The 21,176-nt window shown below is 40.4% G+C and carries 23 protein-coding genes; 9 read left to right on the forward strand and 14 right to left on the reverse strand.

What is annotated here, in order from left to right; translation table 11 throughout:
* Window positions 1-63 precede the first annotated feature (63 nt).
* On the reverse strand, window positions 64-519 hold the full coding sequence (locus D7Z94_RS12520) for a DUF4442 domain-containing protein (protein ID WP_120711867.1): 456 nt from the start codon (window positions 517-519) through the stop codon (window positions 64-66).
* Between the two features lie 133 nt (window positions 520-652).
* On the opposite strand from D7Z94_RS12520, the gene D7Z94_RS12525 reads away from it, so the two are divergent.
* From D7Z94_RS12525 to D7Z94_RS12545, 5 genes are all read left to right on the forward strand, one after another.
* The gene (locus D7Z94_RS12525) at window positions 653-1,135 is read left to right on the forward strand and encodes a DUF4870 domain-containing protein (RefSeq protein WP_120711868.1); all 483 of its coding nucleotides are present in this window, start codon (window positions 653-655) and stop codon (window positions 1,133-1,135) included.
* Window positions 1,132-1,641, forward strand: coding sequence for a nuclear transport factor 2 family protein (locus D7Z94_RS12530; RefSeq protein ID WP_120711869.1), 510 nt, complete (start codon window positions 1,132-1,134; stop codon window positions 1,639-1,641). Before D7Z94_RS12525 ends, D7Z94_RS12530 begins: the two co-directional genes overlap by 4 nt.
* A gap of 165 nt (window positions 1,642-1,806) precedes the next feature.
* Window positions 1,807-2,142, forward strand: coding sequence for a PadR family transcriptional regulator (locus D7Z94_RS12535; RefSeq protein ID WP_120712061.1), 336 nt, complete (start codon window positions 1,807-1,809; stop codon window positions 2,140-2,142).
* Window positions 2,143-2,145: 3 nt separating this feature from the next.
* On the forward strand, window positions 2,146-3,972 hold the full coding sequence (locus D7Z94_RS12540; RefSeq protein ID WP_120711870.1) for a PspC domain-containing protein: 1,827 nt from the start codon (window positions 2,146-2,148) through the stop codon (window positions 3,970-3,972).
* A 109-nt stretch (window positions 3,973-4,081) separates the two neighbouring features.
* Window positions 4,082-4,816, forward strand: a complete 735-nt coding sequence (locus tag D7Z94_RS12545; protein WP_120711871.1) for a head GIN domain-containing protein — start codon at window positions 4,082-4,084, stop codon at window positions 4,814-4,816.
* A gap of 102 nt (window positions 4,817-4,918) precedes the next feature.
* On the opposite strand, the gene D7Z94_RS12550 is transcribed toward D7Z94_RS12545, so the two are convergent.
* Entirely contained in the window at window positions 4,919-5,626 is a 708-nt protein-coding gene (locus D7Z94_RS12550) for a hypothetical protein (protein ID WP_120711872.1), read from the reverse strand.
* 2 nt (window positions 5,627-5,628) lie between these two features.
* Window positions 5,629-8,325 carry a T9SS type A sorting domain-containing protein gene (locus tag D7Z94_RS12555; protein WP_147415882.1) on the reverse strand — a complete coding sequence of 899 codons (2,697 nt, stop codon included), beginning with the start codon at window positions 8,323-8,325 and terminating at the stop codon, window positions 5,629-5,631.
* Window positions 8,326-8,600: 275 nt separating this feature from the next.
* Between D7Z94_RS12555 and D7Z94_RS12560 the strand changes: the two genes are divergently transcribed.
* From D7Z94_RS12560 to D7Z94_RS12570, 3 genes are all read left to right on the forward strand, one after another.
* On the forward strand, window positions 8,601-9,611 hold the full coding sequence (locus D7Z94_RS12560; protein ID WP_120711874.1) for a dipeptide epimerase: 1,011 nt from the start codon (window positions 8,601-8,603) through the stop codon (window positions 9,609-9,611).
* Window positions 9,611-10,666: an aminotransferase class I/II-fold pyridoxal phosphate-dependent enzyme gene (locus D7Z94_RS12565; RefSeq protein WP_120711875.1), complete on the forward strand. Its 1,056-nt coding sequence runs from the start codon at window positions 9,611-9,613 to the stop codon at window positions 10,664-10,666. The genes D7Z94_RS12560 and D7Z94_RS12565 overlap by 1 nt, the downstream gene beginning before the upstream one ends.
* A 120-nt stretch (window positions 10,667-10,786) precedes the next feature.
* Entirely contained in the window at window positions 10,787-11,233 is a 447-nt protein-coding gene (locus D7Z94_RS12570; protein ID WP_120711876.1) for a hypothetical protein, read from the forward strand.
* A 79-nt stretch (window positions 11,234-11,312) separates the two neighbouring features.
* Here the strand turns inward: D7Z94_RS12570 and trxB are convergent, their stop codons facing one another.
* A complete protein-coding gene (gene trxB, locus D7Z94_RS12575) occupies window positions 11,313-12,278 on the reverse strand; it encodes a thioredoxin-disulfide reductase (RefSeq protein ID WP_120711877.1) in 966 nt (321 codons plus the stop codon).
* Between the two features lie 172 nt (window positions 12,279-12,450).
* Here trxB and cls point away from each other — a divergent pair, with 172 nt between their 5' ends.
* Window positions 12,451-13,887, forward strand: coding sequence for a cardiolipin synthase (gene cls, locus D7Z94_RS12580; RefSeq protein WP_120711878.1), 1,437 nt, complete (start codon window positions 12,451-12,453; stop codon window positions 13,885-13,887).
* A 120-nt stretch (window positions 13,888-14,007) separates the two neighbouring features.
* Here cls and D7Z94_RS12585 read toward each other — a convergent pair whose 3' ends face one another.
* From D7Z94_RS12585 to D7Z94_RS12630, 10 genes are all read right to left on the reverse strand, one after another.
* Window positions 14,008-14,664: a hypothetical protein gene (locus tag D7Z94_RS12585; protein WP_120711879.1), complete on the reverse strand. Its 657-nt coding sequence runs from the start codon at window positions 14,662-14,664 to the stop codon at window positions 14,008-14,010.
* A gap of 22 nt (window positions 14,665-14,686) precedes the next feature.
* Complete coding sequence (locus D7Z94_RS12590) at window positions 14,687-15,130, reverse strand: hypothetical protein (RefSeq protein WP_120711880.1); 444 nt, start codon at window positions 15,128-15,130, stop codon at window positions 14,687-14,689.
* Between the two features lie 60 nt (window positions 15,131-15,190).
* On the reverse strand, window positions 15,191-15,631 hold the full coding sequence (locus tag D7Z94_RS12595) for an Hsp20/alpha crystallin family protein (protein WP_120711881.1): 441 nt from the start codon (window positions 15,629-15,631) through the stop codon (window positions 15,191-15,193).
* Window positions 15,632-15,810: 179 nt separating this feature from the next.
* Window positions 15,811-16,260 (reverse strand): hypothetical protein, encoded by a 450-nt coding sequence (locus tag D7Z94_RS12600; protein WP_120711882.1) that lies wholly within the window; start codon window positions 16,258-16,260, stop codon window positions 15,811-15,813.
* A 12-nt stretch (window positions 16,261-16,272) separates the two neighbouring features.
* A complete protein-coding gene (locus tag D7Z94_RS12605; protein WP_120711883.1) occupies window positions 16,273-16,686 on the reverse strand; it encodes a hypothetical protein in 414 nt (137 codons plus the stop codon).
* A 13-nt stretch (window positions 16,687-16,699) separates the two neighbouring features.
* Window positions 16,700-17,548 (reverse strand): universal stress protein, encoded by an 849-nt coding sequence (locus tag D7Z94_RS12610; protein ID WP_120711884.1) that lies wholly within the window; start codon window positions 17,546-17,548, stop codon window positions 16,700-16,702.
* A gap of 62 nt (window positions 17,549-17,610) precedes the next feature.
* Window positions 17,611-18,450 carry a universal stress protein gene (locus tag D7Z94_RS12615; protein WP_120711885.1) on the reverse strand — a complete coding sequence of 280 codons (840 nt, stop codon included), beginning with the start codon at window positions 18,448-18,450 and terminating at the stop codon, window positions 17,611-17,613.
* On the reverse strand, window positions 18,447-19,301 hold the full coding sequence (locus D7Z94_RS12620) for a universal stress protein (protein WP_120711886.1): 855 nt from the start codon (window positions 19,299-19,301) through the stop codon (window positions 18,447-18,449). The genes D7Z94_RS12615 and D7Z94_RS12620 overlap by 4 nt, the downstream gene beginning before the upstream one ends.
* Before the next feature lie 89 nt (window positions 19,302-19,390).
* Window positions 19,391-20,236 carry a universal stress protein gene (locus D7Z94_RS12625; RefSeq protein WP_120711887.1) on the reverse strand — a complete coding sequence of 282 codons (846 nt, stop codon included), beginning with the start codon at window positions 20,234-20,236 and terminating at the stop codon, window positions 19,391-19,393.
* A gap of 80 nt (window positions 20,237-20,316) precedes the next feature.
* Complete coding sequence (locus D7Z94_RS12630) at window positions 20,317-21,156, reverse strand: universal stress protein (RefSeq protein ID WP_120711888.1); 840 nt, start codon at window positions 21,154-21,156, stop codon at window positions 20,317-20,319.
* Window positions 21,157-21,176 lie beyond the last annotated feature (20 nt).

A 21,176-nucleotide genomic window follows, 5' to 3' on the forward strand; every position in this document is an offset into this window, starting at 1 on the left:
GATTTTATTCATACGAACGGAGCCTTTTTTAGTACAAACATTTGGGCTCGACCTCCTTCCCATTCACGTTTTAAGCTTCACCGTCCATTCAAAATTAAAGGTGGACACCACTACCCCATCTTCATTGATCCCCGTGGACTTCATCCAAAAGGTCTGTCCTTCCCCCGTTTCGATAGTTTTTCTTAGGGCCTCCCCTACCAAATGACCGTCTTCACAAGTAAACGTAATCTTGCCTGTGGCCTTTTTTGAAAAGTTGGCCTTGTTGCTCGCTACCAACATGGAAATCCGTTTCCCGCTGTCCCGAATCTGGGTAATGACCATGGCCCCGGTACTCAGTTCGGCTGCCATACCCTGAACAGCCCAAAACAAACTTTTGAACGGGTTTTGATTGAACCACCGATGCCTAACGGTTACTACCGCCTTGTTTTTATCCATATACCGCAACCGAACGCCACACCACCATGCCGACGGAAGTTTAAAGAATGTAAAAGTGTTGAATTTGCCCGTGGATACTGCCATTATGCCCTATTTTGTCCTTAAAAGTATTGAAAATAATCAAAACCATATTTGTTAATTTATTGTTAAATCTTAGTACTATGTTTTGCAAAGTACCTTCTTTTAGCCATATATTTGCATAAGAAAATAATAGGTGATGGAAAATACTTTGAGCAAACACGAAAAAAATCTATCCGCAATTATACATGCGTCTACCTTTTCCAAGTTCTTCATTCCCTTTGGAAATTTCATATTGCCTTTGGTCTTATGGACGGCCAATAAGAAAGAGTACGAATTTGTGAACTATAATGGAAAACAGGTCTTGAACTTTCAGATAAGCCTGCTCCTCTATTCTATTGTAGCTGGTTTAATAAGTATTCCCTTTTTCGTGGGCTTTCTTCCTGATTTGTTCAATTTTTCCCATTTCGGTTTTGATGGCCTCAATAATCTTAACAACCTCAACTTCCATTTTGATAGTGATAATTTTAGGTTTGGGAGGTGGATGTGGCCCTTAGGTGCCGTGGGATTGTTACAGGGTGCCCTCTTTATCGTCAATATTGTATATACCATCTTAGGGACAATTCGGACCAATGAAGGGCAGTCTTTTAAATACCCCATAACCATAAATTTTATAAAATGATATATCTCGTAAAATACATCATATTTTTTATCCTATTTCTTGTTCACTCTTTAGTTGGGGCTCAAGTAAATCAGGAATCGGAACTGTTCCAAGCATTGAAGGAAAAGGATAGCATCTTATTTGATGCCGCCTTTAACCGATGTGATACCGAGACCATGGCCAATTTGTTCAGCGAAGACTTTGAATTTTATCACGATAAGGGAGGAGTCACTTTCGGTAAAAGCAACTTCTTGAAACCTATGGAAGAAAACTGTGCAAAGAGAAACCCTAATGACCCACAACCCGCAAAGAGAATTTTGTTGAACGATTCCCTTGAGGTTTTTCCCCTATATAAAGAAGGTGAAATCTATGGTGCCATTCAACATGGTATACATCGGTTTGAATTTCTAAATGGAGATAAGGAATATCAAAAAGGGGATATCGCAAAGTTTACCCATGTTTGGGTCTTGGACCAGGACGCTTGGAAGATAAAGCGAGAATTAAGTTATGACCATCGATCAATGTAATAGGAATTACCAAAGGGTATTCATCACACCCTAAAAAAGGAGTTTAACCGTCAATCAAATCAATTAGGATGTTTATTCATCAGTCAAAAAACGAACAGTTAATCTATGCAGACTACCACTTCAAATACAGGAAAGAAAGCGTCGCATAAAAAGAAAAAAGAAATTATGAACGTAGAAAATACAAAAGCACAGATGCGCAAGGGGGTTTTGGAGTATTGCATACTGTCCATCCTCAATGGAAAGGACAAGTATGCCTCCGAAATTCTGGGGACGTTGAAGGATGCTAAAATGCTAGTAGTAGAAGGCACCATCTATCCCTTGCTCACCCGTTTAAAAAATGCGGGGCTGCTGAACTATCGTTGGGAAGAATCCACTTCCGGGCCGCCACGAAAATACTATACGCTAACAGAAACCGGAAAAATGTTCTTAAAGGAGCTGGATACTACATGGGACGAATTGCGAAAGGCCACTAATCTGGTAACCAACAAAAAAAACAATTAAAAAATGAACAAGACAGTAAATATAAATCTCGCCAATATACTTTTTCATATTGATGAAGATGCGTACAACAAAATGCGCCGTTATCTAGAGGCCATAAAACGTTCCTTTGCCAATACACCGGGGAGCGATGAAATTCTAGCCGATATTGAAGCAAGAATAGCCGAACTTTTCCAAGAAAAAATGGAAAATGAGCGCCAGGTCATCACTCAAACACAAGTAGACGAGGTTATTACCATAATGGGACAGCCCGAAGACTACATGGTAGATGAGGATATTTTTGAGGACGAACCAAGCCCCAAGACCGAACCAAGGCGCGTAAAAAAACTATATCGGGATACCGAACAGAAATATGTGGCTGGCGTATCCTCTGGTTTGGGACATTATTTGGGCATTGATCCCTTATGGATACGTCTTCTTTGGATATTCCTTACCATAGGTTCCGGGGGAGGTTTCATTCTTATCTATGGCCTGTTATGGATATTGATTCCCGAAGCCGCCAGCACCGCCCAAAAATTGGATATGCGAGGCGAGGCCATCAATATCAGCAATATAGAACGCAAGGTAAAGGAAGGGTTCGAGGATGTTGCCGAGAAGGTAAAAAGTGTGGATTATGAAAAGGTAGGGAACCAGGTAAAGAGCGGTGGAAAGACTTTTTTTGATACTTTGGGGGACATTGTTCTTTTCTTTTTTAAGATTATTGCGAAATTCATTGGGATCATATTGATTATAGTTGGCGCGGCAACAATTATAGGGTTGTTTATAGGCCTGTTGACCGTTGGTATCGCCGATGTAGTCCATATCCCTGGAATAGACTTTTATAACATTGTAAATTCTAGCAGTGTCCCTGTGTGGCTTATGTCCTTATTGGTGTTTTTTGCCATTGGTATTCCGTTCTTCTTCCTACTCTATTTGGGACTCAAGATTTTGGTCACTAACCTTAAGTCCATTGGAAATGTCGCCAAATTTACCCTGTTGGGATTGTGGCTGATTTCAATTATTATGCTTATCATCTTTGGGGTACGGCAGGCAGCGGCCCACGCCTATTCCGGAAGTACTACGGTAGAGGATACTTTTTATATAGACAGCCCTGCGGATACTTTGAATATTACCATTCTGTCCTCCGAACTTATCGACCAAGGAAGACATATCCGTATGGATGATATGCACCTCATCTATAATGATCAAGGCGAGGAAGTCTTACTTTCGGAGGACGTGCGTTTTACCATAAAAAAATCCAAAGATTCCGTCATACAATTAAAAATGCGTAAGGAAGCGAATGGATCATCTTTTAATGAGGCCAGGGGAACTGCGGAAAAAATAGAATACGATTATCGTATGGAGGGCAACAACCTTATTTTGGACAATTACCTGACGACCGCCCGCGATAACAAATTCAAGGACCAGGAGGTAAGGGTAGAACTGTTCATTCCCGTCGGTACCGTTATCAACTATGAAAAGGACAATGGTCGTTGTTGGACCTTAAGGGCAGACAACAATCGCGACCTTAATGGATGTGATATGAGCGATTACACCTGGAAAATGGCTCGAAATGGGGAGTTGAACTGTTTGGACTGCCCCGAGGAGCTAAACGAAGAAACCAGTGAAAATGGTGAAAATAAAATTATTATCAATGGAGATGGCATAGACATCAATATTGAGGAGGATGGGGAGTCCTTCAAATTAAAAGTCAATGAAGACGGTGTAAAAATGAAGGCAAGTGATGGGGACAATGATAAGGTGGATATTAATATCGACGGTGACGGCAACAGCTTTGAAATGAAAATTGAGGAAGACGGGGTCACCACAAAAAAAACAATAACAAAGGATTAGTTCAACCGTTGTTAACGACAGTTTGGAACGCCAATAGCACAGTTCAGTAGAATAAATAGGTAACAATACAGCATAAGAACGAATTTTACATCAATCTAAAACAACAATCATGACAACACTAGTTAAAATTACAATTGCATTTTTAGTTACGCTCTTTTTATCATCCTGTGCCTTTGATATTAACCTCGGGGATTTTGGGCCGGGCAAAAAAGGCAACGGAATCGTAGTAGAAGAAAACCGTACAGTAAGGGAGGATTTTACGGAAATTTCCGCATCCGAAGGTCTACATGTATATGTAACCCAAGCGGACGATTTTGAAATCACGGTAGAGGCCGATGAGAACATAATAGACCTGATCGGTACGGATATTAAAAATGGAAGACTACGGGTCCATGCTATTGAGAATATTGGTAGGGCCACCAAAAAAATCTATGTTTCCCTTCCTGAAGTTACTGCCTTAAAAAGTTCCAGCGGAGCACATCTAAATACAAAAAATACCGTGGAAACGGATAAATTGGAAATAGATTCCAGCAGCGGATCAAATTTAAATGTAGAATTTGTGGCCGGTGACGTAGACATTGATGCCAGTAGCGGAGCTAACCTCAATTTATTAGGAGAGGCTAAAGTTGCCTATATCGATGTTAGTAGCGGTGGTAATATTAATGCCAGGCAATTGGATACCAAAACCTGCCATGCAGATGCCAGTAGTGGTGGCAATCTAAGTGTTAGCGTGTCGGAATCCCTTACCGCGGATGCCAGTAGTGGCGGGAATATATCCTATTCCGGACAGGCCTCCGTACAGAGCAAAAAAAACTTATCGGGGAGCATTACTAAGCGGGATTGAACCTAGGGATAACCTGAAACAAAACCCCCGACGGATATCCGTCGGGAGTTTTGCTTTTGTAAAAAGTAGGTTTATCTATACAGGATTTTTTGTTAAACCCGTTTACGGTATTGTAAAAGTCCATGTTTCTGAATAGCTACTATGTATACCATCGGTGGCTTTTATCCGCCAATAGTAAACCGTGTCCGGATCAACATCTACCATTATCCCAGTAGTGGTCATTTCCTGCCATTCTTCCGGTGGTTCCTGTTTGCCATCTACCGTATCCAAAAAGAGGGTATAGGCCAGGGTGTCATTATCCGTATCACTACCGGACCATTTTAGTTCTATTTGCCCACTTTCCGGAGTAACTGAACCCCCGTTTACCGGGGACATTTGCTCCGAGGGAAAAGGCGCATAATTGGCCGTACCATTACCCGCCAAATAAAATTTCCAATTTTCACTTAGCGAATTCTCGACGGCATTGGATGATTTTGCGGTTATGGTCCATGAAAATGGTAGGCCTTTTTCCAAAACCACTTTGGTAGAGGTTTCCGAAATATCGGAAATCAAGATTTCTTTTTGGGTATTCAAATTCTGAACATTCAAATCATAGTTTTCTGCATTTTCCAACTTTTGCCATGAAAAAAATACTTCGCTTTCTGTCTTCGAAATAGAAACCCCATCCTCACACACTTTATCCTTTTCCGGAACATTGAGTTCTACGGCTTTCAACATAACCTTATTAGCTTCAGAGGAAAGTGTATCATCGTTTTTGGAACACTGTAAAGTCAACAGTACGCATACAAGATATATAGCGGATTTTTTCATTTTTATTGTTTTAGTATTTTAAAGGAATGTTTCAATGTTTTGCCTTCCAGATAAACCATGTAAACGGCTGGGGAAAGGTTTTCAAGATTTAATCCAATATGTCTATCACCCGTAATTCCATAACTGCTTTCTTGAACTAGACTACCATCAACCATGGTTATCCGTATTGCAATTTCCAAATCGGTGCCGGGTACAATAATTGACAAAGGGCCAGGGGTAGGGTTTGGATAAAATGTAGGTGCTTCGGATACAAAAATTTCCTCTTCATAAACGCCTTGGCAATCCAACCCGGTATTCACTTTTAATGTGTTCATACCTGCTTTTAAGGTCAAGGAAAGCTCTTGCTCGGTATAAACGTTCATATCCCCATTGAGTGTAACATTGTAGGATCCGCTCCCCATCAGGCTTAAGGATAATCGTTTATTTCCAATATCCATGCTGCTAATGGCCTGTAATGACTGTGGTTCGGTTACAGCTACTTCAAAACATTGCTCATATCCTTCCTTTTCTGCAATACGGAAACAAACTTCATATATTCCTTTCTCCAGTCCGTGAAGCGTTTGGCTATACGTACTGGAAGTCAGCACAAAAACCTCTTCCCCATTAACAATGGTACGGTAGTCAAAATCCTGATTTTTGGCGGAAATGGCTATGGCTCCGTTGGCCATTCCAATACATGAGGTGCCAATGGCCTCCACCATAAAATTATCAGATGATAGGGATATAGTTTCGCAGCCCCATGGATTTACCTGAGCTCCCGAAGTTGTATTGGCACATTGGTCCATAGTGTTCGGTACCCCATCGTTATCCCTATCCAAATCGATATATTGTATCAACACAGTTTCTATGGGAAGGCTGGGGTTTCCAGCCAAATCCCGAGCTACATCTATATTGTCATTAAAAAACTGTAACTCCCCCTCAATAAGCGGTGTTACTTCCAGCGTATATTCCCGTCCTTCTACAACTTCCACCAAGGTTCCCAAGGAGGCCATTGGATTCCCAAAAGCATCCAAGTTGACCAATATAGGGGATGGTGCCAATTGGGTTATAGGTTCATTTGATTGCAACTGCAATGTAAATAGTCCGTTCACCTCCGTCTGTGGATTGTGTATGTTCAGAATTGGTCTAGTGGCGTCATAAATAACGGATATTTCCACCAATGGATTACTGTCGTTACCAGCCAGATCACGTGCCATTCCTATAAACTCGTTAAAAAATATAAGCTCTCCTTCTACTGTTGGCGTTACTTCAAGGGTATACTCCAATCCTTCGGTTATGGTAATCAATTCACCCAATGTTGCCGTACCCCTACCATTAATAGCTGGTGCTACTTCAACTGGATTCGGGGCCAAATCGGTTATGGGCTCGTCGAACACAAGCTCTAAAACAAAAGGGCCGTTGACCATATCCGACACGTTTTGTAGACTCGGCGAGGGTGCAGTGACATCCGTACTAAAACTGATTTCTTCACCATAGAAGGCATCGGTTCCATCGCCCGCATAAGCTCGGAGATAATAGGTGGTATTCTCCGTAAGGCCGGTAATATTAGCACTAAATTCTCCTAGGGCAATGGCATCTGTAATCACTGTTTTATTGTCCGCAATAGTGGTGTTTTCGGTCGTAGACCACGCAAAACCGTATTCGTTGATATTTGGGTTATCCAGGTTGAGAAGATTACCGTTGGCTATTACCGTAGTAGATGTTCTTTCACTAATTTGATCGGTTCTAACTATAGGGTCAAATTGTTGCCATTGTAGGTATGGATAACCATCATTGTTGATGTTGTCAATTTTCCAAATATCGGTAAAATCCCAGCCCACGGTAGTAAACGTGATTTCTTGTTTCATTTCGGCCGTAGTTTTACCCACTCCGCCTTGGCTTGTAGATTTATTGGATGTTTCGGTATCCCAGAAAGATGTACTTAGAGAATAAGGTCCGAAATCTACATATCCATTCAAACCTCCCGAAAACCCAGAACTTCTTACTTCCCCTGTACTGTAGCTATAGGTTATATTATTATTTGCATTTTCCCCACTCAAACCTCCTTGAGTACCATTACCCGTTGTAACTACCCTAGAATAACTATTGTTAATCGATCCATAATTGGCCCCGGTAATTCCTCCCAATAAAATTGGTGCGGCAACAGCACCTGTGCTATAACATTGATTTATGGTACCTAAATTTCTTCCTACCAAACTACCGGTTACATTTGACCCCACAATATCGACATCTTGTAACCCCAACTTTTTCAACTCACTTCCAGACTGATTGTAACCAATAAAACCAACAAAGTTCATGGTTGGCCTGTTGATGTATAAATCTGTAATTAGATGTCCGTTACCATCATAAATGCCACTAAACCTATTGGCATCTACACCAATAGGCGAAAACCCTTGGTTAGTGCCTGTACTGTTAGCATCATTATCGTCATTGAATAAATCACCATCAATATTATCATCCGAATCATCCCAAAATTGAGTTTCGAACGCATTAATATTCGATGTTTGTATAAAATGCTTATCCATGGCGGTTGGAGTCTGTGCAATCCATGATAAATGACCAAGGGTAGAAATTTGGTAGGGATCCGCTTCGGTACCGGAGCCTATAGGTGCCACAGCAGTGGTCTGGCTACGCAACGGCAGGGACAGGAGTAACAAGAATAGAAATACAAAACTGAATTCTTTGAAAGTGGAGATCATAGGTGGGTATTCCATGGGTGTTATACGCTTTTCATCGATTTAGGACAATAAACATAGAAAGAACGAAAGTGATTATATTACTTATGTTGTAAAACAACATCTTATGTAAGTAAAATCCTTAATTTGTGTGGTCCATATAGGTTAATATTCTAATTTACAACAGTTTTGTTTGGATTATACACCGGTTCGGGAAGGGCCTTCCCCAAAATCTTTATTAGAAAACGCTATTGCATACATCTACCGTGTTTCCCTATATTCGTATAAATTGAATATCCGTGCAGCTTCATTTAAAAAAATACGTATTACCGCTAAAGCATACATTTAGCATCTCCCGTGAATCCCATGATTTTCAGGACACCCTAATCGTTTCTTTGACCAAGGATGGAAAAATAGGGTACGGTGAGGCTACTTCCAATCCCTATTATCAAATTACGGTAGAGCGTATGATGGCGGAAATTGAAAGGATAAAAAACGAAATCGAATCCTTTGATTTTAAAACACCTCAGGAATTTCACCAATTCTTGACCGAAAAAGAATTGAGCAATTTTGCTATTTGCGCCTTAGATCTGGCCGCACATGACCTTTATGGGAAACTACTTGAAAAACCATTGTATGAAATTTGGGGAACAAAGCCCGAGCCTTATCCCATTACCAATTACACCATAGGCCTTGCAGAAATTGATACGATGGTAGCCAAAATGAGGGAACGGCCATGGCCCATTTATAAAATAAAGTTGGGTACCGATAATGACGTGAACATTGTAAAGGAACTCCGTAAGCATACCAATGCTGTTTTTAGAATCGATGCCAATTGCGCTTGGACCGCGGAAGAAACCATTTATAATGCTCCCCAACTTAAAGATCTGGGCGTAGAATTTTTGGAGCAACCCTTAAAAGCGGACGATTGGGAGGGTATGGAACGCGTAATGCACAAAAGTGTCCTCCCCATAATAGCTGATGAAAGTTGTATTGTGGAAGCCGATGTGGAAAAGTGCGCCCTTCACTTTAATGGCATTAATATTAAATTGACCAAGTGCGGGGGCCTTACCCCTGCCCTACGGATGTTGAAAAAAGCTCGTGATTTGGGGCTTAAAACTATGGTAGGCTGTATGACCGAATCTACTGTAGGCATTTCCGCCATTGCCCAGCTATTACCACAATTGGATTATGTAGATATGGATGGTGCCCTACTTCTAAAACAGGATATTGCAGAGGGTATAAAAATTGAAGAAGGGGGAAACGTGGTTTTCCCAGACCTGCCCGGAAGCGGAATAACCCTGAAGTAATGGCACATTATATTGACAACTTCCCTGGGCGCGAAATAACCATAAAGGGCAAGAACTACCTCTATTTTGGAGGGACTTCCTATTTAGGTTTGCAAACAGATGAGAAATTCCAAGACACATTAATTAAGAACATAAAAAAATACGGGACTAATTATGGTGCATCCCGTAATTCCAACATTCGTTTTTCCATTTATAAAAAGGCTGAGGAACACCTAGCTCATCTTGCGGGCAGCGAGACCTGTGTTACTTTGTCATCAGGCTATCTGGCAGGGCAATTTGTAGCCCAATATTTCAATACTTCAAAATACAAACTCTTCTATGCGCCCAACACCCACTCCGCTTTACATTTGGCTACCAATATCAAACAGGCGGTAACCTTCGCTTCGCTAAATATTGCTGTTCGGGAACATTTGGAAGGAAAAAGCAAAAGCACTCCTGTAGTTCTCTTGGATTCCATAGATTTTTCCGGGGCCCACTACCCCGACTTTGAAGGACTAAAACAACTTCCTTTGGAAAAGGTAATCTTAATAGCCGACGATTCCCACGGAATCGGTGTTGTGGGGTCCAATGGTGGCGGTGTTTTTGGAACCCTAAAATCCTTGGGGCCTAAGGAATTGATTGTCTGCACTTCATTGGGAAAGGGTTTTGGCATACAGGCGGGGGCTATATTTGCTACGGACAATAGAATGGAACAATTGCTGCAAACCCCTTTTTTTGGTGGTGCCAGTCCGGCAGCTCCGGCATACCTGGCAACCTTACTGGAAAGCGGTGAACTATATTCCGATAAGAGAAAATCTCTTGCAAAAAATAGAGCTTCTTTTTTAAATGGTTTAAGGGATAAGAAACGCTTTAATTTCATGCAAGGACACTCAGCCTTTAGCTATTCCGATCACACGTTCACGGATTACCTTTATAAGCAAGGTGTCATTGTAACCGATTTTAACTATCCAAACGAACATGCAGGACTTAAGAGTAGGATTGTTCTAAGTGCCCATCATACCAAATCGGATATTTTAAGCTTGGCGGCCTTGATCAACGCCTACAAATCCAGTTGATTTTCCATTCTTCAAAACGCTGATGATTTCGCATTATTAGGGTGTTGATATTATGAATTTAACAAAAAAATTCGTAACTTTTGATACACTGAATAATCACTAACATTAAAGAACACAACCATGAAAAAGTTACTCACCTTAATTTTTTTGATGTTGTTCTTGGTATCCGCTACCCACATGACAACATCCGAACAAGAATCGGAACCCTCTTTGGAAGGAACTTGGGAACTCATTAACCGTTTTAATTATGATGGCATAAACGTATCCGACACCATTCCAAATCTCAATGGATACAGGCAGGTAAAAATCTATAGCAAAGGAAAAGTAATGTGGACCCGCTATTCTCCGGACGATCCCAATGAGTGGTTTGGTTTTGGTACCTATAGCAATACCATGGATACATTACAGGAACGCTTGGAATATGGCTCCAAGATAATGATGGGTGTTGTGGATACTATTGAAGTGTTCAAGTTTGAACTTCAATTACATCCCAATTCCTATAGCCAGATATCCTTCGATGAGGACGGAAATCGAACGTTTTCAGAAAACTATCAACGTATTGATTGATTTCACCAAAGTTCAAAAAGTTGCAAAGGCCGCTGTTTAAACAGCGGCCTTTGCACTATAATTACAAAATAAAACGTTCCTAGACTACTTCTTCCGGAGTCTCGACCGTAGCCAGATAGCGCTCGGCATCCAAAGCTGCCATACAACCCGTACCTGCAGCGGTTACCGCCTGCCTATATTCCTTGTCCTGGGCGTCACCACTAGCAAAAACCCCAGGTTTATTAGTTTTGGTAGATTTCCCTTTGGTAAGGATATAACCTGTTTCGTCCATATCCAATTGCCCTTTAAAAATACCCGTATTCGGTGTATGGCCTATGGCAATAAATAGACCTGTGATGGCTATTTCTTCCTTTTTTCCGGTCTGGTTGTTTACCATACGAAGACCTTCCACAACCTGGTCACCCAAAACCTCATCGATTTCCGTGTTATAACGAACATCAATATTCTTTAAGCTATTTACCCGATGTTGCATGGCCTTCGAGGCCCTCATATGATCCTTTCGTATCAACATGGTAACCTTATTACAGATATTGGCCAAATAGGAAGCCTCCTCGGCAGCGGTGTCACCCCCGCCTACTATAGCCACGTCTTGCCCTTTATAAAAGAACCCATCACACACCGCGCAGGCGGAAACACCTCCACCTCGTAAACGCTGCTCACTGGGAAGGTTAAGGTATTTGGCCGAAGCTCCTGTAGAAATGATTACGGTCTCCGCTTCAATTACCTTGTCGCTATCTATGGTCAATTTGTGGATGCCACCTGTTTCGTCGCTCAATTCCACCGCTGTGACCATTCCTATGCGTACCTCCGTACCAAAACGCTCGGCCTGTTGTTGCAATTGAACCATCATAGTAGGTCCATCTATTCCTTCAGGATATCCCGGAAAATTGTCCACTTCAGTAGTTGTGGTCAATTGCCCTCCAGGTTCCATGCCTGTATACATAACTGGTTTTAAATCTGCCCTAGCCGCATAAATAGCAGCGGTATAGCCTGCAGGTCCAGAACCTATTATTACTGTTTTTAATCTTTCTATTTTCTCCGACATAATCAAAAATCCTTATCTTAAATTTACCTAGGACAAAAGTAGGTTTTTTGCAAAAAACCTTACACTTAATTTATGAAAAGTTATTCTGGGCGATGTCTTGCCCAAAATGACTATAATCATAGGCATTAATGGGCGGCATTGTCTACCTTAACACCTTCCAACAAGCGGTTTCATGTTTTTGACCATACTACTGGTATTATATTTTCTTACGGCTATTATTCTGGTTATGGGGTTATTGGTAAATGGTGCCAGGCCTACCAAGACCCTAGCTTGGTTATTGGCCATATTTACTATTCCGGTGGGTGGTATCCTATTCTACTTTGTTTTAGGAAGGAATAAAAGAAAAAACAAGTTTTTCGAATTGAAGAAGACTCCCGGAATATCCGAATACCTTAACAAAGTTGACGATTACTATCGGAAATTGGATGAGGAAAAGGTTCTCCCCGAACATGTAAGGGAGCAGGTTAAATTGGTAAAACTCCTAACCAAAAGCTCAAAGTTTCTCCCTAGTGCAGGCAATGCCCTCCTTCCATTAAAGAATGGGCCCTCTACGTATACAGCTATTTTTGATGCTTTGGAAAACGCAAAGAAATACATCCATATCCAATACTATATTTTTGAAGAGGGCGAATTGGCGGACAATTTTCTGCAACTGCTGAAGCGCAAGGTAAAGGAAGGAATCAAAGTACGCTTTCTATATGATGGCTTCGGAAGCTGGGAATTGAGTCGGGCCTTTATACAATCACTGGAAAGTTCAGGAATAGAAGTGGCCGGCTTTTTACCTATGCGGTTCGGTAAATTCCTATCCTCCCTCAACTATAGAAATCATAGAAAAATTGTGGTAGTGGACGGTAGCATAGGTTTTACGGGCGGAATTAATATTTCGGACAAATACATAAAAGGCGACCCTGATCTGGGCATGTGGCTGGATACGCATTTGATGATAGAAGGTCCCTTGGTAAGGAGTCTGCAAGCGGTCTTTGCCATGGATTGGTGTTTTGCCAGTGGCAAGGAGGATGTCCTTTCCGCAGAACATTTTTTAGAAGAAACGCCGGTTGGCCAGTCATTTGCTCAAGTAGTTGCCAGTGGGCCGGATTCGGATTTTGCTTCAGTACGGCAGCTTTATTTTTCCATAGTCAATTCGGCTAAGCAATATGTTTATATTATTAACCCGTACATCGTTCCAGGAGAAGCTTTATTGGAGGCGTTACAGGTATGTGCCCTGGCGGGTGTAGATGTACGTTTGCTTTTATCCAGTAAATCGGATAGCCGGTTGGTAAAATGGAGCGTACGCTCTTACTTTGAGGATATGTTAAGGGCGGGAGTAAAAATCTATCTTTATCCCGAGGGGTTCCTGCATAGCAAGGTTATTATTTCCGATGACCGGTTAACCTCCATTGGAACTGCAAATCTGGACGTTAGAAGTTTTGAGCAAAACTATGAAATCAATGTTTTGACGTATGGGGAGGCTATGGCATGCGAACTAAAAAAGGATTTTATCCGGGACTGTGAAATAAGTAGTGAAATTGATTATAATGAATTTAGAAAAAGACCTCTGACCGAGCGGCTTAAAGAGGGTGCCGCTAAAATTTTCAGTCCTTTGTTATGAATTAAAACTATGCCATGGCATATGGGTTCTTCAGCCCTCCGATTCCTTAAAAAAGACAAGGCTACATAAGAACTTTTTTATTTACTTTTCCCCCATAATCCCCGTTCAAAATCCTTGGTGCTAAAGACCGGTAACTTCATTCTTTGAGCCTTTATAGAAAATAAGGTCCTGCTCTTCCATCGCCAGAATTACCAATTTCACATAATCGTTGATGGTTTTTTCCATATTGGTAGGGTCTGTTATATCTATGGCTCCTCTCCAAATCAATTCCATTTCCTTATCAACACAAATACAAAATAATGAGGTTTCCGCATGATATACGGTAAATCCATCGTAATAATCCTCGTCGTAATATATGTCCTGATGGCCCTTATAATCATCAGAAAAAGTTTGGAAAAGCTGGTTTATGCCCTTTATCTTCTTTCTGAAAGTGTGCTTGTCCTGGGACCCTACTACCTTGTTGAACAATATGGCATCAAAGTCCTTATCTAGAAGTTGTTGCTCCACTCTTAAAATTTCTTCCTCGGATTGTGCCGAAGCTGTAAACTCTACATCAAATAGATCTAGGCTTCGTACGGATTCTATCCCTCTTTTTTCAAATTCCTTTTGCATCCTGCTCTCGAAAGCCACCCTTGCTTCCTCACTAGGAGCCATACCCACAATAAGCACCTTATAGGCATGGAACAAAACAATATCCGGGTTTTTCCAATTACTGACCAATTGTGTAGAAGAACAACCGATCAAAGCCAACAAAAAAAGTAGAAATAACTTTTTCATAGTTTAGTTGATTTATATAGGATTAATTAAGCAACCGTTTGCGTTTCTCTTTTTTCATTACTTGTGTGATAAGTTGGAACAAGCTACTTTTTAGGCTTCTGTATTCGCGTAAGTAACCCTCTATTTCCGTTACCAAATCGCGATGAGTATCTCTATAGGCCTTTTCCATTTTAGGCTGATCTATATCGTCTACCATTATTTCCAACTGGTTCTCATGCGCCTGCACCTTCTTGAGCAAAACAACCACTTCTTTTTCGGCCTTTGAAATTGCAGAAATTATTCGCCTACTCCGCTCAAAGACATCCGTATCCGTTAACTGTAAGGTATAGGACTTCACCAAATCGTTCAGAAACAGTTGCTCATCCCGTACAAAACTTAACGCTGAAAACCAGGATAGTGAAACCTCGTGCATTTCCTGTGGACTGATCCACTTTATATATTTATATGTTCTTTGTTGTGTATTCATATCCGTAGTCTTAAAAAGCGGTAAACAGGGACAGTGCTATTCACCGCTTTAAATAAGAGGTTAAACAACCTCAATCATCTTTTTAGGCTTCTGATCGGTATCTTCCTTCTTTTGAAGATTTAACCTTAGAATTCCGCTTTTATAAGAGGCCCTAATATCCTTGGACTCATCAACGGTTTTAGGTAATTGTAAAGCTCGTCTAAACGAACGGTAATTGAACTCTTTACAGGCATACCCATTATCCTTCCCGGTTTCTTCTTTTTCCTTTTCGGCGGATATTTCCAAAACATGGTCTTTCAACGAAATCTCAAAGTCCTTTTTGTCAAATCCGGGAGAGGACAATTCAATTTCAAAATTATCCTCGTGCTCTTTTATATTGATTGCGGGAGATGATTTTTCCAAATTGAAGAAATCATCATTAAAAAAATGTTCTCGTTCCAGGAAATCGGTTAAACCGTAGTTCCATGGCCATCGGTTTTTTGTGAATTCAATAAGTGACATAGCTTCTTGTTTTTTGGGTTACTACTTATTCTACTCCCTAAGTTATTGGCATCGATAATTATTTGAAATGATTATAATCAGTCAGACCTATTTATCTACTAAATGCACTGCTCTATTAAAATGTGATTGTCATACCAAAAGGCCCAAATATCAATTAATAAGGTATTCTTTTGGTAAAACTACGATGTCCCTGAATGGGGTCTTCGTTTTTTAAGAATACCTCCGGCATAATTAAAGATTTCTGACTTTAGGACTTGAAATTCGTTTACAAAACCCATAACCTCAAACCCTAATTTATTATGGCTTTGGCAATATTCCTTATCAGTAATGCCGTCCTTGCATTCCAGTATTCCCCCAAGATCACTTTCGTGATTCAAAATGTTACGTTCAATCCGACTTTTTTTCGATTTTGATTTTTTCATCCGATTTAGATAGTTCTGTAACCGTTCAAAAAGATTAGGGGTATCCGGTTCAAAAACATAGGAGTTCAACAATCGGTCTATAAAAATCATTTCGTCTTCTATGAATCGTAACATAGATTTCCATTGTTGGGAAGCCCTATGTAGTTCCTCCATTTTTGTATTCTTCTTCAGTGGATTGCTTTTAACTTTGGTTTTTCCCGTTTTCATAACAAGCTATTCTTAACCTTTGTCCTTATTAAAAAAATCCCGGATCAAAGCCTTTACTTGATTATCCGTCATGCTATCCGACCGGGTCACCGTTTTAACCTTCGAGGCTAACTTGGGATACCTTTCCAAAAGTTCTTTTTCAAATTTTTCTCCTGTTTCGGCCGGACCAAAAATGGCCAGGGCATCTGCATCCGTTATCATTTTGACCAATTTTTTAAAGTAGGCCTTAAGCTGGTGTTTTTCCCTTTCCAAGTATTTACTGTCCTGTACTACATCCTGGGGACCCCAACGGGTCTTGGACCTAGAGCCTCCTTTAGGGTTATAAAACTCCACATTGGACTGAAGTGTGCTCAATTTTTCACCATGTTCCGTACACACTACAATATGTGCCTTTTCCTTATCCATCCAAATTCCAATATTCTTCATATCCGCACCAATTTTATGAGTAATCGTTCAGGGCTAGGACCGGAATACGGGAATGGTAGCCCAACTGTTTCACCAAAGGTTTTGAGAGCATACTACCAAAAAAACGATGTTTTCTATTTACAAAGGCGATCATATCACTACCCCTACTTTCTATAAAAGCAGCTATTCCCTTATGCACCTTGATATCATTGAGCACATGAAAACTGTGGTTTACGTCTTCCAATATAGCTTCCAGTAGAATTTTATTGCTCTCTTGAATGCGACTGAGCTCTGCATCTTCCTTTATGTGCAATACCCTAATAAAGGAACCGTACAACTTTGAAATTTCCTTAAGATGATTTAACTCCCTGCGCTTAAAACCAGTGACATAATCCGTGGGAAAAACAATTTCTTTAGGTAAAACGAATGTAGTATGCTCTGGTATGGCCATCACGGGACATTCCGTTATCTTCTCCATTACATCCACGGTGTTGGTGCCAAATAAAATGGTGTCGGAGCCGGTGGCTCCTTTTGTACCCATAATCACAATATCTATATCTTTTTTGGCAATGGTATTTTTTATGGCGTAGAGCAGGGAATTATAGGTCGAAATCGTATGGTAGGTATGATTTTCATTTTTCCCATGTAGTTTTAAGATTTCCATCAGTTTTTCAAATCCTTCTTCAGATTTTTTCCTTGCAGCTTCATAAAACTTTTCTCCAGGCTCTGGAACCATCATACTGTCAATGGAGTACCCGTGCACTTGATAGGCATTCAAAAAACAAATATCACAACGTTGATTTCCGTATAGGCCTAAAGCATATCTGATGGCGTTCAGGGCATTCTTGGAAAAGTCTGTAGGTAGCAAAATTCTTTTGTCCATAGCATCTTTTTTATGGTTTCCATAAAATTAAAGACGGAACAAAGAATCTCCTATGATTTGAATCAGTCACTTGGGATTACCAAAAACGGAATCGTGATATGGAACGTCATTCTTTGAATGACCGGCTCTCGCAATAGAAGTTCCAAAAAGCTATGTTCGTAGTTGACCATTGCCAACATTCCAATATTCAATTCGTCTAGAAACACCTGTATAGCTTTTGTTTTACTTGTGAAGTTGGGCATCCAATGTAAGGTATGCTCCATAGGTTTTAGATAGGTTATTAGTGTATTTAGATTCGATTCCTGAAACTTACTTAGGCGTTTCTCTTCGTTTATATGAACTATTCTTACGGCAGCACCGCATAGGGAAGTCATAAAACGTACCGGCGCCATAACCTCAGCGTCAAAAGTCCTTTTATAATTAGTGGCAAAGGCAATCTCAGAGGGAGTTGTAAATTCCTTATCGGCGGGAACGGCCAAAATGGGACATTCCTTGATACTGGTCATAACCTTAATAGTGGTGCTCCCCCAAAAAACAGAAACCAGACTGGTAATTCCTTTATTACCCAAAACCAATAAATCTATCTTAAACTCCTGTATAGCTTTCTTTACGGCGGTCATCAAATCCATATTTTTAGAAAGCTTTTGGTACCGATGCTTTGGATTGGGGTTGTCCAGGTTTATTTTGTGAAAGACACTCTCCAAACCTTCCTTAGACCTTCTTTTCGCCAAGGTAACTACTTCCTCTTCCCCATTTAAGGGTTTGCCCGCCTGGGAAGATCTTTCCTCATAGGCATTCAATAGAAAAAAGCTACATTCGTTTTGATTAAAAAGTTTGGAAACATAAAACAATGCATTGTATGCATTATCCGAAAAATCGGTAAGGACCAGGATGTTTTTCATTTTTCATTTTTTTTGTAGGGTGGTATTACCATGAACGGAATGGTAACATGAAAACCAATTTTTTTGATGATGGGCTCAATAAATAAACGCTCTAAAAAAGTGTGCTTGTTCTGGATCATCACCAAAAGATTCTTCCTCATTTTAAGCTGAAAATTGTTGATAGCTGTAATTATCTGTTGCTGTGGCAGGTCATGGAACAAATGTGCGACATCGGCCAAAATAGTATCCAGCTTTTTTTTATGGGTCAGTTGTTCCTCGTTCAAATCCAAACCTTGTGATACATGTAGCACTTCTATTCTACTCATATGCTCCCGAGCGATAGCTACTAGCTCCTGTAAATGCTCTTGTTGATAATCCACCTCATAATCGGTAGGGAACAAAATCTCTTTTGGCTTCTCATATTCAAAGCTTGAAGGTACGAGGATTACGGGACATGTTGCTTTCTTGATCACATGCACCGAATTGGTGCCTATTAAAATTTCTTTAGCTCCTGTTGCGCCCTGTGTGCCCATAATGACCAAATCGGCTTTTTCATTTTCAATAGTGTCCAAAATCTCATCCACCAAGGTATTGAAGGCGGAGTGTAGAAAAAAAGTATGCTTCGGATTTTTAAACTCCCTATGAATCCGGTCCTTTAATTCCTCCAATTGAACCATGGTATCGGTCTGGTACAAATCACCAAGACCGATCTGGCCCGGACTATGCAACATATATTCCGAATGATAAATTGCGGGGGTGTAGGTGTGCAATAGATAAAAAGCACATTCCTTTTCCTTAAATAGTTTAAGGGCATATTGTATGGCGTTATAGGCATTATCCGAAAAATCCGTTGGCAATATAATTCGTTTCATAACAGTATTCTTTAAATGTTCAAATTCTTGGATTCCTATTCACTTCTTTCGATCATAATCATGCTCATATCCTTTTATACTAGTAAGGATTACCTAAAAAGATTTTGCATTACCATAAACGGAATCTTTATGTGCAACCCTATTCTATCTATAGTGGATTGGTATAGTATATCTTCCAGATAAGAATGTCTGGAATTCACCAATACTAGCATGTCAATATCCTTATGTACAATGTATTTTGTAATGGCCATGGTCTTGTCCTTCTCAGAAACGGTCTCAAACATTAATTTGGCCTTGGAGAGACATCCTTTAAGAAATTGTTGGTTGTCCTCTTGACGTAGCGATAGCTTTTTAACAGGATTAATGTATAGCAGATGTATGGTAGACCTGAAGGAGCCCGTGATTTCGCACAACAATTTGAGCTCCCTTCTTTTGTAGGGTACCATATAATCCGTAGGAAAGAGTACTTCCTTGGGTGCCTGATACTCGTAACCCTCTGGAATGGCCAGAACAGGGCAACTGACATATTTGAGTACCTGTAGGGTATTTGTACCAAAGATAATTTTGCGATCATTGGTTTCCCCGCGTGTCCCCATGACCACAATATCCATGTCTTCCCTATTTACAAGATCGTTGACTTCATCCGTTAACGATCCGAAAGCCGAAATGGTTTTATAACTGTGCTTAGGATTGGGGAAATTGGTCTTTATCTTTAAAAGAATGCTTTTTAAGTATTCTTCGGAATGCTTTAGGGTAGTCTCTTTCAGCTTCTCCAAAAAACTGCGCTTTATGGACGTTTCCTTTTCATAGACTTCATCTGCATAGGCATGCACAATGAAAATTTCACTTTTTTCATACTTAAAAACACTGCAGGCATATTTAAGCGCATTAAATGCATTTTCGGAAAAGTCCGTAGGAACCAAAATCTTTCTCATGATAACTGTTTGTTAGCAAAATTAAATTTGCCAACACCTAAAAACCATGATTTTGGTCAGTTTGAGATACCTTAGGCCTATTATTCATGTAATACCAAAAAAGGGATTTCCGTATGATAGCTAATTTCCTCGATTCTTGGTTTAAAAAGGATTCGCTGAAAAAAGTTCAAGTTTTTGGCCACCATGGCCACAACATCCGTATCCCTGCTCTCGGAAAAACATTGTACGGCAGTTTCTAACTTTGTTCCTGTAAGTGAATGGAAGGTATGTTCTACATCTTTTAGGTAATCGTCAAGAAACTCCTTATTTTTAAGTTGCTCCTCGTTCAATTGTTCGCCTTTCCTGGAAATATGTAGTATTCTTAGGACCGATTCGTGTGTATTCACCATCCCGATCAGAGTGTCCAATACCTTTAAATCATAACCCAAGTGATAGTCGGTAGGAAAGACTATTTCCTTTGGGGTCTTATAGGTTGCATTCTCGGGTACGGCAAGCAAAGGACATTTTACCTTGGTGATAACATCCCCCGTATTACTTCCGACAGTCACCTTTTTTAGACCAGAGGCCCCTTTGGTGCCCATAATGATCAGGTCTATCTTTTTCTGCTCTACTTGTCTCTTAATGCTATCCACAAAAAAATCATACAAAGCAATCGTAACAAAAGTGTGCCCTTGATTTACAAAACGATTCTCAATACGATTCAATAGCAATTGTAAATTCTTTCGGCTATCTTTTAATATGGTCTCCTCAAGAAGTTTGGGGGATGCACGAACAGAGCTTCCGGCCCCGGAATAGGGTGGTACGGGATTAATATGCAAAAGGTAAAAAGTACATTTGGATTTTTTCAGTAATTCAAGGCCGTATACTATGGCATTCCAAGAATTCTCGGAAAAATCAGTGGGTAGTAAAACCTGTAACATGATTGGTCCGTTTTTGTAGT

It is taken from the genome of Ulvibacterium marinum (genome assembly GCF_003626755.1).
GTDB lineage: Bacteria > Bacteroidota > Bacteroidia > Flavobacteriales > Flavobacteriaceae > Ulvibacterium > Ulvibacterium marinum.